19 protein-coding genes are annotated in these 16,187 nt (G+C 67.6%); 5 read left to right on the top strand and 14 right to left on the bottom strand.

From position 1 onward, the window contains the following. Positions 1-22: 22 nt before the first annotated feature. Positions 23-853 (bottom strand): SDR family NAD(P)-dependent oxidoreductase, encoded by an 831-nt coding sequence (locus ACFVMC_RS20645; RefSeq protein ID WP_379212490.1) that lies wholly within the window; start codon positions 851-853, stop codon positions 23-25. A gap of 155 nt (positions 854-1,008) precedes the next feature. Between ACFVMC_RS20645 and ACFVMC_RS20640 the strand changes: the two genes are divergently transcribed. Further along, positions 1,009-2,553 carry a long-chain fatty acid--CoA ligase gene (locus tag ACFVMC_RS20640; protein ID WP_379212488.1) on the top strand — a complete coding sequence of 515 codons (1,545 nt, stop codon included), beginning with the start codon at positions 1,009-1,011 and terminating at the stop codon, positions 2,551-2,553. Between the two features lie 4 nt (positions 2,554-2,557). On the opposite strand, the gene ACFVMC_RS20635 is transcribed toward ACFVMC_RS20640, so the two are convergent. The 5 genes from ACFVMC_RS20635 to rpsB form a co-directional block, all read right to left on the bottom strand. After that, entirely contained in the window at positions 2,558-3,442 is an 885-nt protein-coding gene (locus ACFVMC_RS20635) for a phosphatidate cytidylyltransferase (protein ID WP_379213226.1), read from the bottom strand. Between the two features lie 137 nt (positions 3,443-3,579). Further along, positions 3,580-4,137 carry a ribosome recycling factor gene (gene frr / locus ACFVMC_RS20630; RefSeq protein ID WP_379213224.1) on the bottom strand — a complete coding sequence of 186 codons (558 nt, stop codon included), beginning with the start codon at positions 4,135-4,137 and terminating at the stop codon, positions 3,580-3,582. Positions 4,138-4,194: 57 nt separating this feature from the next. Further along, positions 4,195-4,938, bottom strand: coding sequence for a UMP kinase (gene pyrH / locus ACFVMC_RS20625; protein WP_379212487.1), 744 nt, complete (start codon positions 4,936-4,938; stop codon positions 4,195-4,197). A gap of 180 nt (positions 4,939-5,118) precedes the next feature. Further along, entirely contained in the window at positions 5,119-5,943 is an 825-nt protein-coding gene (gene tsf, locus ACFVMC_RS20620; RefSeq protein WP_379212486.1) for a translation elongation factor Ts, read from the bottom strand. 96 nt (positions 5,944-6,039) lie between these two features. After that, positions 6,040-6,864: a 30S ribosomal protein S2 gene (gene rpsB / locus ACFVMC_RS20615; RefSeq protein ID WP_379212484.1), complete on the bottom strand. Its 825-nt coding sequence runs from the start codon at positions 6,862-6,864 to the stop codon at positions 6,040-6,042. Between the two features lie 329 nt (positions 6,865-7,193). Here rpsB and ACFVMC_RS20610 point away from each other — a divergent pair, with 329 nt between their 5' ends. Both ACFVMC_RS20610 and ACFVMC_RS20605 read left to right on the top strand, forming a co-directional pair. Next, complete coding sequence (locus ACFVMC_RS20610; RefSeq protein WP_379212482.1) at positions 7,194-7,856, top strand: hypothetical protein; 663 nt, start codon at positions 7,194-7,196, stop codon at positions 7,854-7,856. 212 nt (positions 7,857-8,068) lie between these two features. Beyond that, positions 8,069-8,575: a M23 family metallopeptidase gene (locus ACFVMC_RS20605; protein WP_379212481.1), complete on the top strand. Its 507-nt coding sequence runs from the start codon at positions 8,069-8,071 to the stop codon at positions 8,573-8,575. A gap of 20 nt (positions 8,576-8,595) precedes the next feature. Here the strand turns inward: ACFVMC_RS20605 and ACFVMC_RS20600 are convergent, their stop codons facing one another. Then, positions 8,596-8,790, bottom strand: coding sequence for a hypothetical protein (locus tag ACFVMC_RS20600; protein ID WP_379212479.1), 195 nt, complete (start codon positions 8,788-8,790; stop codon positions 8,596-8,598). 249 nt (positions 8,791-9,039) lie between these two features. On the opposite strand from ACFVMC_RS20600, the gene ACFVMC_RS20595 reads away from it, so the two are divergent. Further along, positions 9,040-9,543, top strand: a complete 504-nt coding sequence (locus ACFVMC_RS20595; protein ID WP_379212477.1) for a DUF1990 family protein — start codon at positions 9,040-9,042, stop codon at positions 9,541-9,543. A gap of 215 nt (positions 9,544-9,758) precedes the next feature. Beyond that, positions 9,759-10,205 (top strand): NUDIX domain-containing protein, encoded by a 447-nt coding sequence (locus ACFVMC_RS20590; protein ID WP_379212475.1) that lies wholly within the window; start codon positions 9,759-9,761, stop codon positions 10,203-10,205. Positions 10,206-10,219: 14 nt separating this feature from the next. Here the strand turns inward: ACFVMC_RS20590 and ACFVMC_RS20585 are convergent, their stop codons facing one another. The 7 genes from ACFVMC_RS20585 to ACFVMC_RS20555 form a co-directional block, all read right to left on the bottom strand. Continuing rightward, positions 10,220-10,822: a sigma-70 family RNA polymerase sigma factor gene (locus ACFVMC_RS20585; protein WP_379212473.1), complete on the bottom strand. Its 603-nt coding sequence runs from the start codon at positions 10,820-10,822 to the stop codon at positions 10,220-10,222. A gap of 157 nt (positions 10,823-10,979) precedes the next feature. After that, on the bottom strand, positions 10,980-11,690 hold the full coding sequence (locus ACFVMC_RS20580) for an ANTAR domain-containing protein (protein ID WP_379212471.1): 711 nt from the start codon (positions 11,688-11,690) through the stop codon (positions 10,980-10,982). 107 nt (positions 11,691-11,797) lie between these two features. After that, a complete protein-coding gene (locus ACFVMC_RS20575) occupies positions 11,798-12,514 on the bottom strand; it encodes an ANTAR domain-containing protein (protein WP_379212469.1) in 717 nt (238 codons plus the stop codon). A 519-nt stretch (positions 12,515-13,033) separates the two neighbouring features. Next, positions 13,034-13,348, bottom strand: coding sequence for a DUF202 domain-containing protein (locus ACFVMC_RS20570; RefSeq protein WP_379212467.1), 315 nt, complete (start codon positions 13,346-13,348; stop codon positions 13,034-13,036). Beyond that, positions 13,345-13,701 (bottom strand): YidH family protein, encoded by a 357-nt coding sequence (locus ACFVMC_RS20565; protein WP_379212466.1) that lies wholly within the window; start codon positions 13,699-13,701, stop codon positions 13,345-13,347. The genes ACFVMC_RS20570 and ACFVMC_RS20565 overlap by 4 nt, the downstream gene beginning before the upstream one ends. A 60-nt stretch (positions 13,702-13,761) precedes the next feature. Further along, on the bottom strand, positions 13,762-14,457 hold the full coding sequence (locus ACFVMC_RS20560) for an acetoacetate decarboxylase family protein (RefSeq protein WP_379213223.1): 696 nt from the start codon (positions 14,455-14,457) through the stop codon (positions 13,762-13,764). A gap of 113 nt (positions 14,458-14,570) precedes the next feature. Continuing rightward, positions 14,571-15,494, bottom strand: coding sequence for a tyrosine recombinase XerC (locus ACFVMC_RS20555; protein ID WP_379212464.1), 924 nt, complete (start codon positions 15,492-15,494; stop codon positions 14,571-14,573). Positions 15,495-16,187 lie beyond the last annotated feature (693 nt).

Here is a 16,187-nt window from a genome sequence, read left to right as displayed (position 1 = left end):
TCCGATCTCCACGACAGCGTCCTCAGATGGTGAAACCGCCGCCGCAGACCACGGTCTGCCCGGAGATGTAGTTCGATTCGGGCGTGCACAGCAGATACACCGCGCCCGCGGCCTCGGCGGGGGTGCCCGAGCGGCCGAGCGGGATCATCTGTTCCATGGCGGCCATCAGCTGGGGATTCACGCCGACTTTGATCTCTTTGCCCTGCACGTCGATGGTGCCGCCGCTGCCCGCGGGGGCCTCGGTGAGCCTGGTCTTGATCATGCCGAAAGCGACCGCGTTGACGGTGACGTTGTAGCGCCCCCACTCCTTGGCCAGCGTCTTGGTCAGGCCGAGCAGTCCGGCTTTGGCGGCGGAGTAATTCGCCTGTCCCGCATTGCCGCCCGTGCCCGCCATGGAGGAGATGTTGACGACCTTCCGGCACGGAACCGGCTCCCCCGCGGCTCTGGCGCGCTTGACGGCGTCGGCGATCACCGGTTGCGCGGCCCGCAGAATCCGGAACGGCGCCTTGAGGTGCACGTCGAGGATGGCATCCCACTGTTCGTCGGTCATCTTCTGGATCACCGAGTCCCAGGTGTATCCGGCATTGTTGACGACGATGTCCAGGCCCCCGAAGCCGTCGACGGCCGTCCGCACGAACCGTTCGGCGAACTCGTCGTCGGTGACGCTGCCGAGGCACGTGAGCGCGTGCCCGCCGGCTGCTTCGATCGCGGTGCGGGTTTCCTCAGCGGGTTCGGCGTCGAGATCGTTGACCACCACCCGCGCCCCCTCGGCAGCCAGTTTGAGTGCGATCTCACGCCCGATACCTCGGCCGGAGCCGGAAACGAGCGCGACCTTGCCGGCCAGAGTCCCCATGCGAAATCCTATGAATCGAACCTACGAAGAATTCACTTAGTAGATCGAACCGGGCCAGCTGACGCAATACCAGCGCATGGATGAAAGCACCTTGGCAGGAGTGTGACCGGTGTTACGCTACGGCCGATTCACATCGAAGGTTCGGAGGAATATCCATGTACCTCACCCGAGGCCTGCACCGCGCGGTCCAGCAGAACCCCGACGGAATCATGACGATCTGCGGCGACCGCTCCCGCACCTTCGGAACGGCAGCCGAGCGCGTCGCCCGGCTGGCCGGAGCGCTGCGCGAACTCGGCGTCGGCACCGGCGACCGAGTCGCCATGCTCGGCCTCAATTCCGACCGCTACAGCGAATACCTGCTCGCGGTGCCGTGGGCCGACGCGGTCCTGAACCCGGTCAACATCCGCTGGAGCCCGGCCGAGATCACCTACAGTTTCCGGGATTCCGGAACCAAGGTGCTGTTCGTGGACGACGCGTTCGCACCGATGCTGCCCGCGATCCGCCAGTCCTACGACGGCCTCACCGCGGTCATCCACTGCGGTGACGGACCGACCCCCGAGGGCACTCTGTCCTACGAGCAGCTGATCGCCGACACCGCGCCGATCCCGGATGCCCGCCGCGGCGGCAGCGAACTCGCGGGCGTCTTCTACACCGGCGGCACCACCGGCTTCCCCAAGGGCGTCATGCTCAGCCACGACAATCTCTTCGCCTCGGCGCTGGGCTCCATCTCGACCGGCTACCTGTTCGCGCCCGGCGGCCGATACCTGCATGCCGCGCCGATGTTCCATCTCGCCGACCTCGCCGGATGGACGACGATCGTATTCCTCGGCGGCACCCACATCACGATCCCGATGTTCGAGCCGGTCGCGACCATGCGGGCGATGGCCGAGCATCGGGTCACCGACACTCTGCTCGTGCCGGTCATGTTGCAGATGCTGGTCGACCACCCCGAGGTCGGCGAGCACGATCTGTCGAGCGTCGCCCGCATCCTCTACGGCGCGTCACCGGTATCGCAGGCCGTCCTGGACCGGGTGATGAAGGCGTTCCCGAACGCACGTCTCACCCAGGCCTACGGCATGACCGAAGTGGCGCCCGTCGCCACGCTGCTCGGTCCCGACGAACACACCGGCGCCCGCATGCGCTCGGCCGGACGGGCCGCCCCGCACTCCGAGGTGCGCATCGCCGACCTGGACGACAACGAGGTGCCGCGCGGCACCGTCGGCGAAATTCAGGTGCGCGGCGACCACGTCATGCTCGGATACTGGAACAAACCCGAGGAGACCGCGGCCGCATTGCGCGGCGGCTGGATGCACACCGGCGACGGCGGCTACATGGACGACGAAGGCTTCGTCTTCGTGGTGGACCGGCTCAAGGACATGATCGTGACCGGCGGGGAGAACGTGTACTCCACCGAGGTCGAGAACGCGGTCGCCGCGCATCCGCACGTCGCGGCCTGCGCCGTCATCGGCGTCCCCGATGCCGACTGGGGCGAGCGCGTGCACGCCGTCATCGTCTGTGTCCCCGGCGCGACGGTCACCGTCGAGGAAATCCGTGAGCACACGAAAACCCTGATCGCGGGCTACAAGGCACCGCGCACCATCGAACTCACCGACGCCCTCCCGGTCTCCGGGGCGGGCAAAGTGCTCAAGCGCGAACTCCGCGACAAGTACTGGCACGGTACCGACCGCGCCGTGCACTGACGCGCTAGATCAGGGTGCTGAGCACCAGCCAGGAGACGAAGGCCGACGGCAACATGGAATCGAGCCGGTCCATGATGCCGCCGTGCCCGGGCAACAGCGTGCCCATGTCCTTGATCCCGAGCTCACGTTTGACCTGCGATTCGATCAGATCGCCGATGGTCGCGACCACCACCAGGCCGACACCCAGCAGTACGCCGATCATCGAATTGGCTTCCAGCAGCAGGGTTACCGTCAGCAGACCGCCGATCACCGCGAATACCAGCGAACCGCAGAAACCCTCCCAGGACTTCTTCGGGCTGATCGACGGCACCATCGGATGCTTGCCGAACAGCACACCCGCGACATAGCCGCCGACATCGGAGCAGACCACCAGAATCATGAAGGTCAGCACCTTCAGATTGCCGTCGGGTTCCAGCAGCAGCAAGGTGGCGAACGATGCCAGCAGCGGAATCCAGGCCAGCGTGAACACCGTGATCGCGGTGTCCCGCAGGAAGTTTCGCGGTGCCTGACGCAAGCCGTGATCGAACAGCCGCCACACCATGCAGATCAGGGTGGTCCCGGCGAACGCGCCGGCGACGCCGCTGGCGCCGAACGGCCAGCCGAACCAGAACACCGCCTGCCCGCCCACGATCAACGGAATGCGCGGCACCAGCACATCGGCCTCACGCAGCCGCTTGGCGACCTCCCAGGTCGCAACGCCGACACCGGCGCCCGCCACCGCGATGAACACCTTCGGGACGAACAGCAGAATCGCGATCAGCGACAGACCTAAACCGAGACCGACCGCCAGCGCGGCGGGTAGGTTGCGGCCCGCCCGCGATTTGGGGGCCGCGGCGGGTGTGGCCGCCGCGGCGGCGGGCGGCGGCGCGATGCCGGGATGCTCCGGCAACGCTTCAGGGGTGCCGTTGGCCGGTTTCGGCTCCTCGGCCGCACCGGTCGCGGCGGCTTTCTCGGCCACGATTGTCCCGTCGCTCAACTCGTCCAGTTCCGTTCGTTCCCCCACCAAAGAGCCGCCGCCCGAGGCGCTCAGACCTCGAGCAGTTCCGATTCCTTGTGCTTGACCAGTTCGTCGATCTGGCTCACGTACTTCGCGGTGGTCTTGTCCAGGTCCTTCTCGGCCCGCCCGACCTCGTCCTCGCCCGCCTCGCCATCCTTCTGGATGCGGCCCAGTTCGTCCATGGCCTTGCGGCGCACATTGCGAATCGAGACCTTGGCGTCCTCGCCCTTGCTCTTGGCCTGCTTGACCAGTTCGCGGCGGCGCTCCTCGGTGAGCTGCGGCACCGAGATCCGAATGATGTCACCGTTGTTGGTCGGGTTGACGCCCAGATCGGAATTGCGGATCGCGGTCTCGATCGCGCCCAGCGTGGACTGCTCGTAGGGCTTGATCACCACCATGCGCGGCTCGGGCACCGTAATGCTGGAGACCTGGGTGATGGGGGTCATCGAGCCGTAGTATTCGATGACGATTCGGGAGAACATGCCGGGATTGGCCCGGCCGGTCCGGATGGTCCCGAGATCGTCCTTCGCCACCGAGACGGCTTTCTCCATCTTCTCCTCGGCGTCGAAGAGCGCTTCTTCAATCACGACCATGTCCTTCCTTGACACCGGCTCCACAGCGTCGTCATCGTCCTGATCCCCGAATTACTGAGTGTCGGGGTCGGTCCGAACCAATGTGCCGATCTTCTCACCGGCGACCGCGCGGGCGATATTGCCCTTCGTCAAAAGATTGAACACCAACATGGGCATCTGGTTGTCCATACAGAGACTGAAGGCGGTGGCGTCGGCGACCTTCAGACCCTGTTCGATCACTTCCCGATGCGAGATCTCGGTGAACAGCTTGGCGTTCTCGTCCACTCGCGGGTCGGCGTCGAACACACCGTCCACCGCCTTGGCCATCAGCACCACGTCGGCGTCGATCTCGAGCGCGCGCTGAGCGGCGGTGGTGTCGGTGGAGAAGTAGGGCATGCCCATGCCCGCGCCGAAGATGACCACACGGCCCTTCTCCAGGTGCCGCTTGGCGCGCAGCGGCAGATACGGTTCGGCGACCTGGCCCATGGTGATGGCGGTCTGCACACGCGTATCGATGCCCTGCTTCTGCAGGAAGTCTTGCAGCGCAAGGCTGTTCATCACGGTGCCGAGCATGCCCATGTAGTCCGAGCGGGCGCGGTCCATGCCGCGCTCCTCCAGCTCGGCGCCGCGGAAGAAATTGCCGCCGCCGATGACCACGGCCACCTGGATACCGTCGGAGACCACCTCGGCGATCTGCTCGGCCACCGTCTGCACCACATCCGGATCCAGCCCGACCTTGCCGCCGCCGAACATCTCGCCTCCCAATTTGAGAAGCACCCGGCGATATCCTGGGCGGTCGGTCCCCGGGTCGGTCATCGGTGCTCGTCTCCTTCGGCGATGGCGTTCGATAATCCTGCGCGAGTGCGCAACACAGCGTTCCTATCCTGCCTCATCGGCAATCCGACGCGGCAGATGCCCCCGGCTAGGCGGGGATTCGCAGCAAAAACCCCTCGCGCACACGCGGTGCGCGAGGGGCCTTTCAGCTGTTCAGGCGGATCAGGCCTGGCCGACCTCGAAGCGGGCGAAGCGGGTCAGGGTGACGCCGGCCTCGTCCAGCAGGGCCTTGACGGTCTTCTTGGAGTCGGTGACCGAGGGCTGCTCGAGCAGGACGACGTCCTTGTAGAAGCCGTTGACGCGGCCTTCGACGATCTTCGGCAGGGCGGCCTCCGGCTTGCCCTCTTCCTTGGCCGTGGCCTCGGCGATCTCGCGCTCCTTGGCGACGAGGTCGGCGGGCACGTCCTCGCGGGTCAGGTACTTGGCCTTGAGGGCCGCGACCTGCATACCGGCGGCGCGCGCGGCGGCCTCGGCGGCCTCGCCCTCACCCTTGTACTCGACCAGCACGCCGACGGCGGGCGGCAGGTCGGTGGCACGCTTGTGCAGGTAGACCGCGACCGGGCCTTCGAAGGACGCGACGCGACGCAGTTCCAGCTTCTCACCGATCTTGGCGGCCAGTTCCTGCACGGCCTGGTCGGCGGTCTTGCCGCCCAGGTCGACGGCCTTGAGCGCATCCAGGTCGGCCGGGCGGGCCTTCGCGGCCGCGGCCACGATGCTGTTGGCCAGCTCCTGGAACTCCGCGTTCTTGGCGACGAAGTCGGTCTCGGAGTTGATCTCGATCAGGACGCCGTCCTGCGCGGCGACCAGGCCCTCGGCGGTGGCGCGCTCGGCGCGCTTGCCGACATCCTTGGCGCCCTTGATGCGCAGGAACTCGACAGCCTTGTCGAAGTCGCCGTTGTTCTCCTCGAGCGCCTTCTTGCAGTCCATCATTCCGGAGCCGGTCAGCTCGCGGAGCCGCTTCACATCGGCAGCGGTGTAGTTCGCCATCTCGGGCGAGCCTCCTTGAAAGTTTTGGTTACTGGGCAGCGGTGGTCACGTTGACACATCGACGTGACCACCGCTGAAACAGCTGGTGACGAGGACTCAGGCCTGGGTCTCGGCGGGAGCCTCGGCCGGGGCCGCCTCGGCGGCGGGGGCGGCCTGCGCGAGCAGCTCCTGCTCCCACTCGGCGAGGGGTTCGCCCGCGCCGGCCTCCGGCTTGTCGTCGGAAGCGGACGCGCCCGCGCGGGCCTGCACGCCCTCGGCCACCGCGGAGGCGACGACCTTGGTCAGCAGGGCGGCGGAACGGATCGCGTCGTCGTTACCCGGGATCGGGTAGTCGACCAGGTCGGGGTCGCAGTTGGTGTCCAGGATCGCGATGACCGGGATGTTCAGCTTGCGCGCCTCGCCGACGGCGATGTGCTCCTTGTTGGTGTCGACGACCCAGATGGCCGAGGGCACCTTGGCCATGTCGCGGATACCGCCGAGAGTGCGCTCCAGCTTGTTCATCTCACGCGTGAGCATGAGGATTTCCTTCTTGGTGCGACCCTCGAAGCCACCGGTCTGCTCCATGGCCTCGAGCTCCTTGAGGCGCTGCAGGCGCTTGTGCACGGTGGAGAAGTTGGTGAGCATGCCACCCAGCCAGCGCTGGTTGACATACGGCATACCGACCCGAGTGGCCTCGGCCGCGATCGACTCCTGGGCCTGCTTCTTGGTGCCGACGAAGAGAACGGTGCCACCGTGGGCGACGGTCTCCTTGACGAACTCGTAGGCCTTGTCGATGTAGGTCAGCGTCTGCTGCAGGTCGATGATGTAGATGCCGTTGCGGTCGGTGAAGATGAACCGCTTCATCTTCGGGTTCCAGCGACGGGTCTGGTGCCCGAAGTGCGCGCCGCTGTCGAGCAGCTGCTTCATAGTTACGACAGCCATTGCTCTCGTACTCTCTTTCGTTGCCGGTTGACGCCGCGAATCGGTGATCCACGGCCCTGGCGCCTCCGAACCCTCGGACCCAGGCCTTACGCAGGCTCGGGACCAGCCGAGGAATTCACTGTTTTCCAGCACGGATGGCGCGCGAAGTCGGTCCATGCCAGGCACAGACCGCTCGATCAGTCTACGGCGTGGGTGCCCGCGGTTCTAAATCGCCCGGGACCCGATCCTCTGACCAGGAGAAATAGTGAATCTCCACACCGGGGGAAGTTGTCCACACTCGCCGGGAACGGGCTTACGGCACGCCGGTCGCGAGGACGACTCTCGACGGCATGAACCGAACCTCGATCGCCACGACCATGCTCCTTCCACTCGCCTTCGCCGCGGCCGTCGTCACCGCACAACCGGCTCGCGCCGAGGCGTCGTGCACCGGCTCGGTGTGCAGCACACCGCGGCGCATCGCCACACCCGAGGTCGAAAGCCTCATCGCCCAGCTCGGGCCGCCCCTGGCCCAGCTGGTCCCGCTCGCCACCGAACTGGTGCCGCATATCGCCGCGGCCCTCGGCATTCCCGCCGCCGAGGTCAACCGCCTCATCGCCGAATTCGGCCCGCCGCTGGCCCAGCTCGTCCCGCTCACCACCGAACTGGTTCCCCGTCTCGCCGCGGCACTCGGCCGCTCCGCCACCGAACTCGAACACCTGATCACCCAATTCGGCCCGACCCTGGCCGAGCTGATTCCCGTCACCGCCGAACTGGTCGACACCCTCGCCCACACCGAGCGCAAACCCCTCGATATCCCGGCACCCGAGCCGGCCCCGGCACCCGAAACCGACCCGGCCGAAACGACCACCCCGAAACCGAAGCCCAAGCCGAAGAAGCGGGCGTCTCCCCCGCCGGTCCTGCGCCTGGCAACTCCCGACCCGGCCGAGTGCACCGAGCCCTGCTCTTCCGGACCGGTCACCATCCTGGTCACCCTGGCGTGGGAACCGCGCTGAACCTGTCTCGCATCCCGAGTGAGCGGTGGGCGGGGACCGCTCACTCCGGGCGGTTCGCAGGTGAAACCTGTTCCGCAAGTATGGCTTCCGATACGACCGGCATGAAGACTGCGCGGTCTCACGGTCACGCACAGCCAGCACCGGGAGGTCGGCCGCGAATGGGCCTGTGCGCTATTCGTCCGTTCGCGGCAAGGCGGTTTCGGCACGTCGGCATGGTTTTGTGCGCGCTGGCGGCAACCGTAGCGGTACCACCGTCGGCCGAGGCCGCACCGACCGGCGAGTTCGGGTGGCCGCTGCGACCGCGGCCGACCGTCGAACGCCGATTCGACAGGCCCGCGCACAACTGGTTGCCGGGCCATCGGGGCGTCGACCTGGCGGGCTCCCCGGGGCAGGACGTGCTGGCGGCGGGTGACGGGATCGTGGCGTTCGCGGGTGAGGTGGCGGGTAAACCGGTGGTGTCGATCGATCACCGCGGCGGCTTGCGCACCACCTACGAGCCGGTCGACACGACAGTGCGCGAAGGAATGCGCATCACCCGCGGCACGGTGTTGGGCACGCTGCGCCCCGGCCACGAAGGCTGTGTGGCCACTGCCTGCCTGCATTGGGGCGCACGACGGAATGGTAGTTCGAGGAATGGTCCGGAATACGTGGATCCGCTTGCGCTACTGCGTATTTCACCCTTGCGATTGAAGCCGGTGGTGCCCGGATCGGCGGCATGACGGTCCGGAGCAGTTGGGCGTCAGGGCCGGATCACTTGCCCGTTGGCCGCCCCGTCGATCAGTCCGAGGTAGGCGTCGACCACTTTGTCCGCTGGGGTGCCCGCCGCACCGTCGCGCCCCAGCGCCTCGAGCGTCTCCGAAATCCAGCCCGGGCGCACCGAATTCACCCGAATCCCGCGCGGCATTTCCGGCCCATGGGTTTCGGTCGGTGCCACGCGATCCCAGCGGATGAAGCGGAGCGGCTACGTGGAGTTGCTTGCACCGCCGCGGATTTCGCCCATCCGCCGACAACTGATAGCGCACAGATCGGCCGGTTGATGTCGACGGCTAGGGAGTCGACATCAACAGCTCGAAGCAGTCGATATTCAAGGGCCGAGCCGCTCGGCGGGGGCCGAGACACCCTCAGACCGTGGTCTGGATCATCGTTGCTGTGCTCACCACCCTCGGCGGGGCATGATCGCGTTATGGATGGTGACGGGTTTACCTATGCCGAGATCGGGGCGACGCGTGGTGAGTCGACGGAGGGCTTTCATCGGTTCCGGTTGCGGCAGCGGATCGGACAGGGCCGGGAGTTGTTCGAGCGGGCCGGGGCGGAAATCCTGACCTACCGAATGCAGAAGGGCACCGGGATCTTTCGGGAGGCGAGCGCGGCGGCGGCCGAACCCGGCAGCACACTGACGGTGCGGCTGGGCGTGGGCCCGATCGGGGTCATCGCCCCCTGCCGAGTGGTGTACGTGCTGGACGAACCGGACCGGCGCGGGTTCGCGTACGGGACACTGCCCGGTCATCCCGTATCCGGCGAAGAACTGTTCGCGGTGGAATACGATGCCGCCGACGACAGTGTCCATGGGATCGTTCTCGCCTACTCCCGCCCCGCCACCTGGTATACCCGCCTCGGCGGGCCGGTTGTCCGGATCATCCAGCGCTTCGTCGCGGCGCGATACATCGCGACCCTCTCGACCAACTGAGCTCACAGCCGGTTTCGACAGTCCACCGCGGTAGGCGGCCGCCCAGTTCAATCGCCACCGGCCCGACCGACCGCGCTGACGGTCGGCGTTGGCTCAACCGAGGGCGCCGTGCCGGATCGGTGCACTACCGGGTCGGTGCGGTGGGGATCTGCACAGGGGTTCCGCGAAGCCTTGACCGGCAACGGATCCCCGGCCGGGTCAGGCACGATGTCGTAGTGGAGCAACCTCGAATCAGGGTGGCCGCCTATGTGATCAGGCGACGCGTCGTGCCGGAACTCCTGGTTTTCGATCATGTCGGTATTCCCGAGGCAGGCACCCAGATACCCGCGGGTGGCGTGTACCCGGACGAAGACCTCGAACGGGCGGTGCTCCGAGAAGTAGCGGAGGAGACCGGGCTGCTCGATGTCACCGTGATCGGTCGAATCGGGGTGGACGACCGACCGCACCCACAGTCCGGACGTCCACGGCGAACCACCTTCTTCCATCTCGATGCCGGGATCGACATTCCTGATACCTGGACGCATCGGGTCGGTGGAACCGGCGCGGACCACGGCATGCTGTTCGCCTGCCGCTTCGTGGCGCTACCACTGGATCGGCCGCTGGCCGACTGGCAAGATGCCTGGCTGGACCGAATTCCGAACTGCCCGATCCGCTTGGAATAGCACGGTTGTGCGATTCAGGCGGCGTTGGCCAGAGCGGATTCGAGTTGGGCCAGCCCGGCCCGGATCCGGGATTTGACGGTGGCCAGGCCGATGCCGAGTTCGGCGGCGACCTGGGGGTAGGTCAGGCCGTAGTAGTAGGCGAGGATCACCGATTCGCGTTGCAGGGGTGTGAGAGCGACCAGGCCGCGGCGGACATTGCGGTACTCCTGGCGGCGCAGCACCTCCTCGGCGACGGTGTCGACGGGTGGCCCGTAATCCCCTACGGCCCAGGCCTGATCGTGGGCGACGGCGGCACGTTCGCGGCGGACCCGGTCCACCGCCTGACGGTGCGCCAGCGTCCACAACCAGGTGGTCGCGGAACCGCGCCGCTCGTCATAACTGGCCGCGCTGCGCCAAACCTGTAGGTAGACCTCATGACAGGTTTCCTCCGCGTATCCGGGATCGCGCACGATGGCCAGCACGCGATGGAAGACGAGATTGCGGGTGCGGTGATAGAGCTGTGCGTACGCGTCACGGTCGCCGGCGCCGGTGCGGCGCAACAACTGGGCGAGAGAATCGGTGCCGACCGGTTGCACAGCGCCGTGCTGGCGGCAGGTGGAGATGACGTGCGAGACCATGATGCCCCCATGGCTGCGTGGTGGTGTGGGAACCGACCATCAGGGGGCAGGGATGCTCACGTCGGTGCGGCGATTTCGCCCCGGGGGCAGGGGTGACGAAATCCGCCATTCGCCAGATTACCGACCGCCGGAGGGCCGTGCGAGCGCATTTGCGCGATCAGATCCGCAACCGCAACTCGACGATGCCGGTAGCGACCGCAGCCACGCTGATCCGATTGCGCCGCGCGTGCGCCCGGATGAGTTTGTAGGCGGCATCCGGCGCGATATTGCGGGCATTGGCGATCACGCCCTTGGCCTGTTCGATGACGACACGCGCGTCGAGGGCATGCTGGAGTTGATCGGCGAGGAGCTGCTGTTCGCGCAGGCGCTCCACGGTGACCAGGTGTCCGGCGGTCATTTGCGCGAGCAGTTCACCGACCGACAGATCGGGCAGCGCCCAGTCCCGGCGTTCGGTCGAATAGATCGACAGCGCGCCGATACTGACCTCGCAATGGCGCAGCGGGAAGCTGGCCACCGAGAACACGGCGTGCTGTGCGGCGGCGGTCGCGTATTCCGGCCACACGTCCAGATATTTGCCGATCTCGGTGACGGCGACCGAATCGCCGTGCCGCATGGCTTCCAATGCGGGGCCGCGAGCCGCGTCGAACTGGCTGCGCTCCAAGGCTTCCAGCCGCACCGGGGATGCGGTGATCGCCCCCGGCTGTCCGTCCTCCGGTCCGTCCGAGACCCGCAACACTCCGGCACCGGTCGATTCCAGAAGTTCGGCGGCGCTGACGATCACGTGCCGGAGCAGTCCGGTGGTGTCGTCGGCGGCCATCAGACGCGCGAGCTCGGCCAGCGCCGTGACCAGCAGCTCGCTGTCAGACATCCGAACCACCCCTGTACCGGCGAACCCTCGGCATCCGCCACGGAGATCCTGTGCCGCATCGTGCCCAACACATCATGGTATGGACTGGCGGGGCCCGAATGAAACCCTCAGTCGCCGTGTGGATTCGGCGGTCGAGCATCGAGCGCGGCGGCGATCGGCAGTCGGCGGGCGATTATCCGCTCGGCGACTTCGGACAGCGTCAGGCCCTGACGGGCCGCCAGGGCGCGCAACCGCGCGTAGGCGTCGGCTGCGCCGACGTTCAGATGCGCGATCACCATGCCCGCGGCCTGGTGGATCGAGACGCTGGCCGGTGGCGGTGTGAGCCAACCCGGCGCCCGCGCGGACTGGGCCGAAACCAGCTCGGCGGTGACGAGTGCTGCGATGCGGCGGGCCGCCGCGATGGTCGACGGGGCCGGCATCCCAGGATCCGGATCGAACAGGTCGAGGGTGCCGAGCCGGGCCATGCCCAGCCGCAGCGGTATCGACACCATAGCCCCCGTGATCGACTCCCGGGTCACAGCCGCGGCGAACTCGGGCCAGCGCGGGCAGGGGGTGGTGACATCCGGCAGCGGTACCGGGATGCCGGTGGCGTGGGCGTATACGGCGGGACCCGCGCCCGCGACCGCCTGCAGCCCTTCGATGCGGGCGGCGTTGTCACCGGTGACCGACCACGGCCACAAGCCGAGATGCCGTTCACCGATGAGGATCGCGGCGCCCCGCACGGGCAGTACTTGCACGCACGCCTGGCACGCGGCGGAGATATCGCCCCCGCCGAGCCGCAGCGCCGAGCCGAATCGCTCGGTCATTCGATCGATCTGTGCCACGTCATCCTACGAACCGCTTGCGCCTGACCGGCAGCGTCAGAATAGCCGAAATTATCCGACTACCGTCCGGCAAAACCCAGCCGGTTCGACTTTGTCGACTCACGTATTCGACTGCGGCGCAGCCCGGCTCAGCGATCTTGCACCGGCGTCGACGAATCCGGTACTACGCCTGCCCGCCCCGGTGGACACGCCGGTCCGGATCCACAGCCACGCGACCACCCCAGCGGACACACCGGTCCGGATCCGCAACCACGCAACCACGCAACCGCCCCAGCGGACACACCGATTCAGATCCGCAACCACGCAACCAGCCCGGTGGACACGTCCACCCCGACCGGAACCCACCCCCAACCCGATAGTCACACCCGACCAGAACCCACCCGCCCGGACAGGTGGTCGCACCGATTCCGACCAGAAGTGCGCTGCCCGGACAGGCGTCACGCCGATCGCGAATCGAGCCCACACCTGCCCACCGACGTTCACGCTGATCACATCCGGGTGCGCGCGTATGGATCGGTATCACGGGTGCGGCATGGTTGCGCCGAGAATTGCCGCGACGGCGGTCACCGCGATCACGGCGACCGTGGTGACAGCGATGGCGGCTCCGGCGTGGCCGGGTTTTCCTTCGCGCAGTGCGTGATTGCGGGAGTAGCAGAGCACCGCTACGGCCGTCAAGGTGGCGGCGGCCGCGAGGGGTGCGAATTCGGCTGGACGCCAGGCACTTCCGACAGCGTGGTTGAGGAACAGCGCGGCGCAGACCATGGCCGAGACCGCGGTGCGGCGCCAGGCCAACGCCGTGCGTTCGGCCGCGAGACCGGGATCGCGGCCGCTCATTTCAGCAGGACCGCGACGGCGGCGAGCACCGAGATGACGGCGATGCCCGCGGACAGGATCGGCACCATGACGGTGCGGGGCAGCATATCTCCGCGCCGCATGGCGGTACCGACCCGACGCCAGTGGCCGTACGCGCCGACCGCCACGATCACCGCGAGCACGATGCAGCTCAGCGCGAGTGCGCGCCGTAAGCCCGCCGTCCGGAACGGCTGCACCAGCGTGTGCACCGCGACGCCGCCGGCCAGCAGGCCGAGGGAGGTGCGCATCCAGGCCAGGAAGGTGCGTTCGTTGGCGAGGTCGAAACGGTAGTCGAGCCGCACCTCCTCCGCGCGCGTCGGTGATTCGGATTCCACCTCACCTCTCCAATCGGCCGGGGTTATCACCCTAACGCCGAGAAGTCGCGCACCGGAGGATCACACCGGGGTGGCGTCCTGGAAGGTCATCCGCAGCCGGGCGATCGTCGAGGACATCGACGCGCGCTTGGGCAATCCGAGGGTGGCGAGTTCGCGTGCCCATGGATGCTCGCCCAAGACGAGATCCGCGCCGCCCGGTCGAGCATGCATACCGCCCGGCATCATCTCCCACTGAGTGCAGCGGGTGACACCGTCGATATGGGAGTAGGCGTCGAATGAGGTGCTCGCGCCGCGGCGAGCCGGGGTCGCGAAACCAGGACGGACAGTGAGGTCGACGACCAGTTCCCCGTTGTGATGCACGGCGCCGCGCCGGGCCGTGCCCTCGTAGTCCATCCGGAAATCGGCGATCTCCTTGGGAAACCCCCAGATCTCGCGGCCCGCGGCCAAGGTGAACTCCCCGTCGACCGGCAGGCGGTGGATGAACACACCGGCCGCGCCCGCCGCCAGGGCACGGATATCCGCCAGCCCGCCGACGGATTCGGCGGTGTGGTGGCGGACCATGAACGAGATCCCGAATTCGTGGTACGGGCCGAGATCACCATCGACGTACTGCACGAACACGAGCGTGCACAGGGCCCGGTCACCCGGCACCCGGATGACTTGCAGCCCCGAATAGTCGATGGCCCGCTGCGCGGGGCCGGCGGCGACGGTGTAGGACGCCATGAAGGCGCGCGCCTGCCGGATCCGGACCGGCATCTCGACCGGTTTACCGAGCACGGTGTGCACGGCGCGTGCATCGTTCACGAAGCCTCCCGAAACTGGAACTGGTTTCAGAATAGGGGTTTCGGGACGAACACGGCGGCTTTCGCTCAGGCGCGCGGATGGGCCTGATCGTGCACGGACTTCAGGCGCTCGATCGAAACGTGGGTGTAGAGCTGCGTGGTGGCCATGCTGGCGTGCCCCAGGAGTTCCTGCACCACACGCAGATCGGCGCCACCCTCGAGCAGATGGGTGGCCGCACTGTGCCGCAGACCGTGCGGGCCCAGGTCCGGGGCTCCCGGGATCGCCGAAACCACCTCGTGGACAACGTCTCTGGCCTGACGCTGGTCGAGCCTGCGGCCGCGGCGGCCGAGCAGGAGCGCGCGCCCCGACGCGGAATTCACCAGCGCGGGCCGACCATGCCGCAACCACAGTTCGATGGCTCGATCGGCGGGCCCGCCGAAGGGGGCCGACCGCTCGCGGTTGCCCTTGCCGAGCACCCGGACCAGGCGGCGTTCCCGATCGACGTCGTCGAGATCGAGGCCGCACAGCTCGCTCACCCGAATGCCGGTGGCGTACAACAACTCCACGATCAACCGGTCGCGCAGTGCCACCGGGTCCCGTTGCGCCGCACCCGATTCTGCCGCCGCCATCGCTTCCGCCGCCTGCTGCTTGCCCAGCACCGCGGGCAAAGTGCGTTGCGCTTTCGGTGCACCCAGCCGCAGGCCCGGATCCACGTCGAGATGTCCGTTCTGCGTCAACCACGCGGTGAACGTGCGCGCCGAGGAAGCCCGCCGCGCCAGCGTGGTGCGTGCCGCACCACGCGCCGACTGTTCGGCCAGCCAGGACCGCAGCAGCGCCAGATCGACTTCGCGCACTGCCGAATCCGCCGCTCGCGCGCACAGGTGCGCCAGCAGCGACCGCGCGTCCCCGAGATAGGCGCGCACGGTATGCGCCGACCGGTTCCGCCCCAGCCGCAGATGCCGGGCGTACTCCGCCACCAGTGCCTCGAGATCCTCCGGCAGTTCCTCCATCGCACCACCGTCGCGCGCACCCCACCCCTCGTGCAAGCCCCCGCGCCCGGACCGAAGAACCTCGCACGGTCGAACCAGTGTCGACGTTGGATATTCTGGCCGATCTGCGACCACCGACCACCCCATCCCGGCCGCGCCCCGACCCGCTGTCGCCCAGCGTTGCTGCTGCCACCGATCGGCGCTGCCGCCACCATCAACACCGCCGCCCCCATCGCCGCTACCGCTACCCATCAACACCGCCGCCACCCAGCGCCCACTACCCATCAACACCGCCACCCAGCGCCCCGCCACCCATCAACACCGCCACCCAGCGCCCCGCCACCCATCAACACCGCCACCCAGCGCCCCGCCACCCATCAACACCGCCACCCAGCGCCCCCGCCACCCATCAACACCGCCACCACCCCACCGCCGCTACCACCTCCTATCAACACCGCCGCCACCATCGGAGCCCGGAATCAGAGCACCGTGAAGCCGGTATCGCGACCGGAGTGTGGGTCCCAGGCATGGAATCCGACCCGCACCCGGCCTGGCAGGTGCCGTCAGCCTCGCTCCACGACAGCTGCTCGCCAGATCGACGCCGGGCGAGGCTGCAAGGTGTTAGGCGACGCTGAAAATGCCGATCAACCAGGCGTTGAAGATGCCGACCATCAGAGGCAAGAGAACCCCGCCGGGCATAGCCGCAGCGGGGTC

It is taken from the genome of Nocardia sp. NPDC127579, from assembly GCF_042672005.1.
In the GTDB taxonomy this organism is placed as follows: domain Bacteria; phylum Actinomycetota; class Actinomycetes; order Mycobacteriales; family Mycobacteriaceae; genus Nocardia.
Note: the sequence above shows the minus strand (reverse complement) of the source record. Positions and strands in the feature narration are given on the sequence as shown.